The sequence below is a fragment of the Cellulomonas septica genome, assembly GCF_012396155.1.
In the GTDB taxonomy this organism is placed as follows: Bacteria; Actinomycetota; Actinomycetes; order Actinomycetales; family Cellulomonadaceae; genus Cellulomonas; species Cellulomonas septica.
The window spans coordinates 1-2,014 of the sequence record NZ_JAAXOY010000649.1; the positions used below are offsets into that span (position 1 = coordinate 1).

2 protein-coding genes are annotated in these 2,014 nt (G+C 74.6%); both read left to right on the forward strand.

Annotated features, from left to right (window positions below; all coding sequences use genetic code 11):
* The coding region (locus HGA02_RS17700; protein ID WP_168680550.1) for a hypothetical protein at positions 1–645 on the forward strand (645 nt) is incomplete at its 5' end.
* Positions 646–805: 160 nt separating this feature from the next.
* The gene (locus HGA02_RS17705; RefSeq protein WP_168680552.1) at positions 806–1,975 is read left to right on the forward strand and encodes an HpcH/HpaI aldolase/citrate lyase family protein; all 1,170 of its coding nucleotides are present in this window, start codon (positions 806–808) and stop codon (positions 1,973–1,975) included.
* The last annotated feature ends 39 nt before the right edge of the window (positions 1,976–2,014 follow it).

Here is a 2,014-nt window from a genome sequence, read left to right on the forward strand (position 1 = left end):
CCCGTGGCGGCACCGTCGCGACCCGCGCGACCGCGTCCCTCCGCCGCGACCGGAGACCTGGTCCTCGGGTACTCGCCCGACCGGCTCGCCCCCGGCGGGCGCGCGTCGCTCACCGACGACCGCCCGACGCTCACGCTCGACCGGCTGCAGTCCGGGATCGGCGTGCTGACCGTCCGGGCGGCGGTGTCGGAGCACATCGGCGACCTGCGGCTCGCGGCGGCGTACCGGCTCGCGACGGGGGAGTCGTCGGTGCTCGACGAGGCGCGCGGGCTGACCGTCGCGCCGGTCGGCACGTCGCGCTACGTCGTCGTCGCGGCGCGCGACCACGGTGACGTGCTGCGCCTCGACCTGCGGCAGGTGCGTCGGCTCGAGCGGCTCGTCGTGCTCGCGTTCTCGCCCTCGGGGGCGACGCTGCGGTGGGGCGGGGCGCTGCTCGTCGAGACGGCGGACGGCGGTCGCGTCGACGTCGCGCTCGACCGTGAGCCCGCGTCGGGCGTGCTCGTCGCGCTGTCGATCACGCAGGTCGCGGGCGAGCTCGTGCTGCGCGCCGAGGACGAGCTGGTCCACGGCACCTTCCGCGACGCGGCTCTGGCCTACGGCTTCACGACGATCACGTGGGTCGACCCCTGGACCCCCCTCACCTGACCGCGGAACCAGGGGTGTGCACCGGACGTTCACCTGGACGCGCCGTGCGCGTAGCACCGCTGGGCTACCGTGTGCGCGCGCCCCGCACCACCCCCTTCGGCGGGCCGCAGACGGACGGAGTCGACATGCAGGTCACCACACCCCCGGGACCGGGCGCCGCGTGAGCGCGCGCCACTTCTCGCACCTGCCCGACGAGGACGTCGAGCGCCTGTTCTCCCGGCCGCCCGAGGCGCTGGGCCGCTCGTGCCCGCCCGCGCTGCTCGCGGTGGCCCTGGGCGCGACGCTCTACATGCCCGGGACGCGTCCGAACCTGGCCCGTGACCTGGTGCGACGTGCGGCCGCGGGCGCGGTGAGCTCGGTCGTGTGCCTCGAGGACGCGGTCGCCGACGCGGACGTCCCGGAGGCCGAGCGCAACGTCGTCGCGCAGCTGCGTGAGCTCGCGCGCGACGAGGACGCCGCGCCGTTCGTGTTCGTGCGCGTGCGCAACCCCGAGCAGATCCCGGCGATCGTCACGGCGCTCGGCGACGACGCGCGCATCCTGTCGGGCTTCGTGCTGCCGAAGTTCACCGAGACGCATGGGGCCGCGTTCCTCGACGCGGTCGACGACACCGCCGCGACCGCGGGTGTGCGGCTGCTCGCGATGCCCGTCATCGAGTCGCCCGAGATCATCCACCGCGAGACGCGCGAGGACGCGCTGCTCGGCGTGCAGCGGCTGCTCGACAAGCACCGCTCGTCGGTCCTCGCGGTCCGCACCGGTGCGACCGACCTGTGCAGCGTGTACGGCATCCGGCGCGGGCGGGACCTGACGATCTGGGACGTGCGGCTCGTCGCGGGCGTGCTCACCGACGTCATCAACGTCCTCGGCCGCACGGACGGCACCGGCTTCGTCGTCACCGGGCCCGTGTGGGAGTACTTCAGCAGCGACGAGCGGCTCTTCAAGCCGCAGCTGCGGCACACGCCGTTCGACCAGCACGACGCGAACCGGCTGCGCGCCGACCTCATCACGCGCGACCTCGACGGGCTCATCCGGGAGGTCGTGCTCGACAAGGTCAACGGCCTCACCGGCAAGACCGTCATCCACCCGAGCCACGTGCCCGTGGTGCACGCCCTGTCCGTCGTCACGCACGAGGAGTACGCCGACGCGACCGACGTCCTGGAGGCGGCCGGCCGGTCCGGCGTCTCGGCGTCGCGCTACGGCAACAAGATGAACGAGTCGAAGCCGCACCTGTCCTGGGCCGAGCGGACGATCCTGCGTGCACGGGCCTTCGGGGTCGCCGCGGAGGACGTCGGCCTCGTCGACCTGCTGGCCGCGACGGCGGGACGCGCGTGACGGCGCCCGTCGAGGCGCCCCGCCCGGACGCGCCCGGCG